This is a genomic window from Sphaerothrix gracilis Ecp01 (assembly GCF_030405905.1).
GTDB classification, from domain to species: domain Bacteria; phylum Cyanobacteriota; class Cyanobacteriia; order Phormidesmidales; family Phormidesmidaceae; genus Sphaerothrix; species Sphaerothrix gracilis.
Map to the genome: position 1 here is coordinate 73,281 of NZ_JASATW010000027.1, position 6,273 is coordinate 79,553.

A 6,273-nucleotide genomic window follows, 5' to 3' on the forward strand; every position below is an offset into this window, starting at 1 on the left:
ACTCCTTCATAAAAAATGGTAGTCATGGGCCAGGTCAGGGCATCAGAGCTAGCAGGCAGATAGCCGCCGTCAGATTTTGAAAGTTTCTAGCCTTCTGCAGGTTCACCCTCAGCAGGCTGTTCACCTTCTTCCGGCGGCGGTGGCGGCGGTGGCGGCACCTCGGTTGGATCGCCAACAGGTACGAGTACCTCAAGGGTGAAAGTCGTATTCAGCGGCCTAAACAGCCCCTTAACATCGTCTTCAGAAATATCTGAATCTAGGGGGGCAATCTCCTGCTGTAAGTTGCGAATTAGCACCAGCGGCTCTAACCGCTCTAAGTTGCGAATGACAGCCTGAGTCTGACCATAAAGTCCCTGGATGCCAACGTTGATCGTCTGTCGCTCTAGCTTGCCAGCGAGTTCAGGCCCTAAGGACTCGTCTTGGACGATTTGAGCTTCTGAGGGATCAAACTGATAAAGCTCAGCTTCGTACCAAGAGCGCAGCCCCGGACTGGTGAGAATTTTATTGAGTACCTGCTGAATCTGTCCCTGACTGAACCCAAACTGTTGCAGAACGTTGGGCACATAGAGCGCCCTCAGATTGTCCTCAATGATGCTGTTCAGGTTGCTGTTGCTGTCCTTGACCAGGCGGTTAGTATCCAGCAGGAGGGTGTCTAAGCTTTCCGGATCGCCTAGCAAGCCGTAGAGCTCGACCCGCTGCTGAATCGTCTGATCTAGCTCAGCTCTCAACTCTTCTAGCTGCTCTACACTCGCCTGCTGCTGCGCTAGCTGCGCTTCTTTCTCTTCAATGGTTGCCTGGAGAGCTTGCTTAGTTTCTTGAACAGGCTTGACCAAATAGTTAAAGAGAGCAAAGGCACCGATGAGGCCCAAAATGGCGATCAAGATGCCCTGAATTCGAGGATTTAGCTCGACGCCAAACGCAACCGGATAGCTAGGGCCAGCCTCTAAGTCCTGGTTATTTTCTACTGGGATAAAGTCTTCACTGACGGTCATGGCTGGGTGACTCCTGTATCTCGTATGGCATTGAGGCGACTAACTAAGCCAACAGTGCCGTTGCGGTTAAATTCCTCAATTAGCTCAACAGCCGGAAGAGAGGTAATGTTCCCTCGCACCGTGTAGTCAACTAAGCTTTCTCTCTGGTTGGCTGGACTTCCGGGACAGCGGCCATCCTCGGCAGGAAGCGGATCGTCCTGCAGGCTGGCCCCTGTTAGCTGCACCGTCTCGCCATCGAGCAAACCAGAACGCTGCAGCAGCAAAACAAAATCATTGACATCGTCAAAGGAGCAAGCCTGTCCCTGAATTTCGATGCCGCCAGCCGGTGGGGGAGTTGCCTCAGGCTGATTCGGTGGGGCAACGCCGCCTGTTTGACTGAGAGACTCAATTTGAATGCGCTCAGGGATGCGGGTTTGCAGCTCTCGCAGCAGGGCTGACCAGGGCACAATATCGTTCATTAAAGAAACGATGGCCTGATTTTCCGCCTCAATGATGCCAATTTGCGCCTGAATGTTGTTGACCTCTTGAACCTGACTCTGCAGCTCGCTGATTTGAATATCTAACTCCGCCTCTCTAGCCTGCATTTGGCGGATCTGATGCTGCAGAGCGAGCCAATAACCCCCTACGCCAGCCAGCGCGACTAGAGCTACGGCTAGCCCTACGTAGAGCGGCCGGCGATCGCCCACCGGGGTTGCCTGAGGCGATCGGGTTTGGACTTCTGCAGGTCTGACCTCGCGGTCGTTGAGAAAATTGATGTCAATGCCATACATAGCTTATGCCTCCCGCAACCCTAGGCCGAGAACCGTCGCCAGTCCGGGGCGCTGGGTCATCGGTACGTCGTTTTCTACCTCTAGCGATAGCGCTGAAATCGGATCAATCTGGCTGGCCGGTAAGCTGAGCCGCTGGGAGAAGAACTCATCTAGCTGACCGATTGACCCACCGGGGCCTGCCAGCAAAAGCTGGGCCACTTCCATGTCTTCTTCCTGGTTGAGGTAGAAGTCGAGCGATCGCCTCAGCTCATCAGCTAGCTCTCCTAACACTCTCAGCATCGCTGCGGTTCCTGGATTGGTGCCGCCCACCTGAGGCGCTCCAACACTGTCCATCGGAATCGCGGGTACCGTCATCCCCTGCAGCAAGTCCGTATTGCGGGAAGGGGGCAGGTTCATCGCGCGGCTGAGAGCACTTTGAATCTGGTAGGTGCCGATGGGCACTGTCCGCGAAAAATGGGGAATGCCGTCTACCACAATTGAGATTTCGGTGCTCTCAAACTCGATATCGACGATGGCAGCGGCTTCCTGCGGCGTGAACTGCCGGAGCTGCTCGCGAATAGTACGAATGAGGGCAAAGCTGGTGGTTTCGAGGACATTGAGGGCCAGCCCAGCCTGCTGAAAAGTTTCAACGTAGCTATCGGTAATCTCGCGGCGAATCGCCACTAGCAAAACCCTGACCTTCTCAATACCGTCTTCATCGACAAAAAAGCCAAGTTTCTGATAATCCACGTCGGCTTCTTCACGCGGGAAAGGCAGGTAGAGACTGGCTTCCTGATTTAGCACCATCTCCCGCAGTTCCTGATCGTCTAGCTCAGCCGGCACCGGGATGACTCGCGTAACGGCCCGTCCGGGAATGGCGGTTGTGGCTCGTTTGACCTTCAGCTTGCTTTCTACCAAAGCTGCCTGAATAGCTTCTGCGACAGAAGCAGAATCTCGAATCTCTCCCTCCTCAAAGGCGCCTTCAGGTACCTCCACCGAAGCTAAAGTATCCAGTCGAAATTTTTGACCTTGCTTGCGCAAACGCGCAACGTTAACTCGCTCCGGTGTTAGCTCGACACCAACGCCCCGCGGTTTTCGCGAAAATAGAGATTTGAGAGTGTCCACGGCTGTTCTGCTATCGCAATGAGTGAAAGTCTAAAGCGGCTTGAAAGTGAAGAAAAATAGCGAATTACCCAAGGTGAATTGTGAGTTTTCAGAAATTGTGCTAACGCATGGTACACAATTTAGGTCAGATTGGCTACTCCTACTCAGAAGATACAAAGCTTAAGGAAAATCAATGGTTTCGTAACTCTATATGAACCTGATGGTAAATCTAGCTGACGGATTTGCAACTGAGTGCCTACTGACGGCTGGGCGAAGAATCAATGAATTTTTACCAGCGATGGTACACACAATTGAGAGAATTGAGCATGATTTTTTCAAAAAAAGTTCAAATTTATGGGTGACAGCACTCAAATGAATACATTTTCTTCACCTCAAACCCTTACATCGTGGGGGGCACCGCTTTCTGAGGCGGCTCAGCGGATATTGCTGCTGGGGTCAGGCGAGCTGGGCCGAGAGGTGGCGATTGAAGCTATCCGCCTGGGGCTAGAGGTTGTAGCTGCTGATGCCTACGCCAATGCTCCAGCGATGCAGGTAGCCCATCAGGCCCACGTGATTGATATGCTCGATGGGGCTAAGGTGCGTTGGCTTGTCGAAACGGTGAAGCCCAGCCTGATTGTGCCGGAGGTGGAAGCGATCGCCACAGATATGCTTTTGGCCTTAGAGCAGGAAGGCTGGCGAGTGATTCCGACGGCCCAGGCAACTCGTCTAACCATGAACCGGGAAGGGATTCGTCGCCTAGCAGCAGAAGAATTGGGCTTGCGCACCTCTCCCTATCGCTTTGCCAATACCCTAGCGCAATATCGGCAGGCGATCGCGGCTCTAGGCTTTCCCTGCGTGGTCAAGCCAGTAATGAGTTCTTCGGGGAAAGGGCAGAGCACGCTGCGCAGCGATGCCGATGTCGAGGCCGCTTGGGAGTATGCTCATAGCGGGGGGCGGGGCAAAGCTCAGAGCGTTATCGTAGAGGGCTTGGTTGAGTTTGAAACGGAGATTACGCTGCTCACCGTTCGGGCTAAAGACGGCACTCACTTTTGCCCTCCGATTGGACATCGCCAAGCCGGAGGCGACTATCAGGAATCTTGGCAGCCCTGCCCGCTGCATCCTGAGACGCTGCAGCAGGCCCAAGCGATCGCCCAAAAGATCACCGCCGCTCTGGGCGGATGGGGGCTGTTCGGGGTCGAGCTGTTTATTGCTGGCCCCCCCCAACAGCCGCAAACGGTCTACTTCAGCGAGGTCAGTCCTCGCCCCCACGACACGGGAATGGTGACGATGGTGAGCCAGAATATGTCAGAATTCGAGCTACACCTGCGGGCGATCGCCGGCTTGCCCATTGGCGAAATTCAGCTCTTGCAGCCGGGAGCCTCGGCCGTTATCCTGGCCCCTGGCAGCAGCGAAAATCCTCGATTCACCGGCGTGGCCGAGGCTCTAGCCGTACCGACCAGCCAACTGCGGCTCTTTGGCAAACCCCGCTGCCATCAAAATCGGCGGATGGGGGTAGCCCTGGCCCTGGGAGACAGCGTAGAACAGGCTAGAGAAAGGGCTACTGCCTGCGCCCAGCAGGTGCAGGTAATGCTGTAAAAACTGTCTCTCAATTCGCTTTGTCCCAACCAGAGCAAATGAATTTTCAAGATTGATAGGCTAAAAGCCGCGATCGCCGCTAATCTGTTGAGAATACTGCTGATTCTCGCCGATTCCCTAAAAATGGCTATCCCCAAACTGCGACGTTGGACGCGCTTCTGCTTGCTGGCGCTACTGGGCCTATTGCTGAGCTGGTCGGTGAGCTGTAGCTCTGAGCCAGCCGCGAACTCAACTGCCGACGGCAAGGTCGAGGTTGAGTTTTGGACGATGCAGCTCCAGCCTCAGTTCACCGACTATTTCAACGACCTAATCGCCAGTTTTGAAGCCGAACACCCTGACCTGACGGTGCGGTGGGTAGACGTGCCCTGGGCTGATATGCAGCGGAAAATTCTGACTGCCGTGTCGGCAGGTACCGCGCCGGATGTGGTTAATCTCAACCCAGATTTTGCCTCTCAGCTTGCCAGCAAGAACGCCTGGCTGCCGCTGGACGATCGCATCTCTGAGGCCGATAAGCAGATCTACTTACCCAAGATCTGGCAGGCCAGCACCTTAGACGATCTCAGCTTTGGCATTCCCTGGTACCTGACCACGCGGATCACTTTGTACAACCAGGATTTATTTGAGCAAGCAGGTATCGATCAGCCCCCCAGCACCTACGCGGAACTGGCAGAAGTTGCCCAACAGGTTAAGGATGAAACCGGCAAGTATGCCTTTTTCGTCACCTTTGTGCCTGAAGATGCGGCTGACGTGCTGCAGTCGTTTATTCAAATGGGGGTGCCTTTAGTCGATCAGCAAGGACAGGCGGCCTTTGATACGCCTGCTGGGCGCGCCGTCTTTCAATACTGGACTGATCTCTACCAGCAGGAGTTACTACCCCGCGAAGTGCTCACCCAGGGGCATCGACGGGGGATTGAACTCTATCAGGCTGGCGAAACCGCTATTTTGACCTCTGGCGGCGAATTCTTAGACTCCATCGCCACCAATGCGCCTGAAATTGCTCAGGTAACAGCCAGCGCGCCTCAAATTACGGGAGAAACGGGCAAAAAGAACGTAGCCGTGATGAATTTGGTTATTCCTCGCGCCACCGATCAGCCGGAGGCCGCGCTAGAGTTTGCTCTGTACGTGACGAATGATGCCAATCAGCTAGCTTTTGCTAAAGCCGCCAACGTGCTGCCCTCTACGGTAGCTGCGCTAGAAGATAGCTACTTCACCGAACTACCGGCTGAGGCGAGCCCGGTTGAGGCCGCTAAAGTTGTCAGCGCCGGCCAAATGGAGGACGCCGAAGTCCTGATTCCGGCAATGGCAGATATTAAAACCCTGCAGAAGATTATTTACAACAACCTACAGGCTGCCATGCTGGGCCAAAAAGAGGTTGATCAGGCGGTGACAGATGCCGCCGCTGAGTGGAATAACAGCCGCTAGACTCGGATTTTTACTGGCTTGACTGAGGTTAAGGCAATAGCGGTTTGACGCACTGACAAACTTCTGGCTGCCAGTGCGTATAGGCCGCTATTTCTCCTGGGCGCGGATTTGGGCGCGGATTACTGTAGATTGTCAACCCAGGCTCGCAGACCGCTATTCGCCAGCATCTGGACAATGTCATCAGCGGTTGCCTGGTCTTCAAAAGCCCCTGCCTGCATCATGACTCGATCCTGATAGCGAACTCGAAAGGCATCTGGTACCAGCGATCGCACCTGAGCCTGGGTAGCAGCATCAGTGGCCTCGACAATCACCCGGTAGTACAGGCCCAATGCTGTGGCTCGCGAGGGCGGTGGCGGCGGGTCAGCAGCGCTGCCCCCTGGCTCCGCCGAGACGAATACATAGGGAACGCT

Annotated in this window: 5 protein-coding genes and 1 pseudogene; 2 read left to right on the plus strand and 4 right to left on the minus strand. The window is 54.8% G+C overall.

Annotated elements, in window-relative coordinates:
- Nucleotides 1-86: 86 nt before the first annotated feature.
- From QJQ48_RS22865 to pilM, 3 genes are read right to left on the minus strand one after another with little or no spacing between them, the layout of a single operon-like run.
- Complete coding sequence (locus QJQ48_RS22865) at nucleotides 87-992, minus strand: hypothetical protein (RefSeq protein WP_346293562.1); 906 nt, start codon at nucleotides 990-992, stop codon at nucleotides 87-89.
- Complete coding sequence (locus QJQ48_RS22870) at nucleotides 989-1,762, minus strand: PilN domain-containing protein (RefSeq protein WP_346293563.1); 774 nt, start codon at nucleotides 1,760-1,762, stop codon at nucleotides 989-991. The genes QJQ48_RS22865 and QJQ48_RS22870 overlap by 4 nt, the downstream gene beginning before the upstream one ends.
- A 3-nt stretch (nucleotides 1,763-1,765) precedes the next feature.
- Nucleotides 1,766-2,866 carry a type IV pilus assembly protein PilM gene (gene pilM / locus QJQ48_RS22875; protein WP_346293564.1) on the minus strand — a complete coding sequence of 367 codons (1,101 nt, stop codon included), beginning with the start codon at nucleotides 2,864-2,866 and terminating at the stop codon, nucleotides 1,766-1,768.
- 351 nt (nucleotides 2,867-3,217) lie between these two features.
- On the opposite strand from pilM, the gene purT reads away from it, so the two are divergent.
- The gene (gene purT, locus QJQ48_RS22880; RefSeq protein ID WP_346293565.1) at nucleotides 3,218-4,441 is read left to right on the plus strand and encodes a formate-dependent phosphoribosylglycinamide formyltransferase; all 1,224 of its coding nucleotides are present in this window, start codon (nucleotides 3,218-3,220) and stop codon (nucleotides 4,439-4,441) included.
- Between the two features lie 123 nt (nucleotides 4,442-4,564).
- Nucleotides 4,565-5,863, plus strand: a complete 1,299-nt coding sequence (locus QJQ48_RS22885; RefSeq protein ID WP_346293566.1) for an ABC transporter substrate-binding protein — start codon at nucleotides 4,565-4,567, stop codon at nucleotides 5,861-5,863.
- A 119-nt stretch (nucleotides 5,864-5,982) separates the two neighbouring features.
- On the opposite strand, the pseudogene QJQ48_RS22890 reads toward QJQ48_RS22885, so the two are convergent.
- Nucleotides 5,983-6,273 (minus strand): annotated as a pseudogene (locus tag QJQ48_RS22890) (hypothetical protein); the annotation flags it as partial.

Bases quoted from the DNA above. Each gene is read 5' to 3' on its own strand.
- QJQ48_RS22885 (WP_346293566.1), top strand. From the start codon at position 4,565: ATGGCTATCCCCAAACTGCGACGTTGGACGCGCTTCTGCTTGCTGGCG.
- QJQ48_RS22865 (WP_346293562.1), bottom strand. From the start codon at position 992: ATGACCGTCAGTGAAGACTTTATCCCAGTAGAAAATAACCAGGACTTA.
- purT (WP_346293565.1), top strand. From the start codon at position 3,218: ATGAATACATTTTCTTCACCTCAAACCCTTACATCGTGGGGGGCACCG.
- QJQ48_RS22870 (WP_346293563.1), bottom strand. From the start codon at position 1,762: ATGTATGGCATTGACATCAATTTTCTCAACGACCGCGAGGTCAGACCT.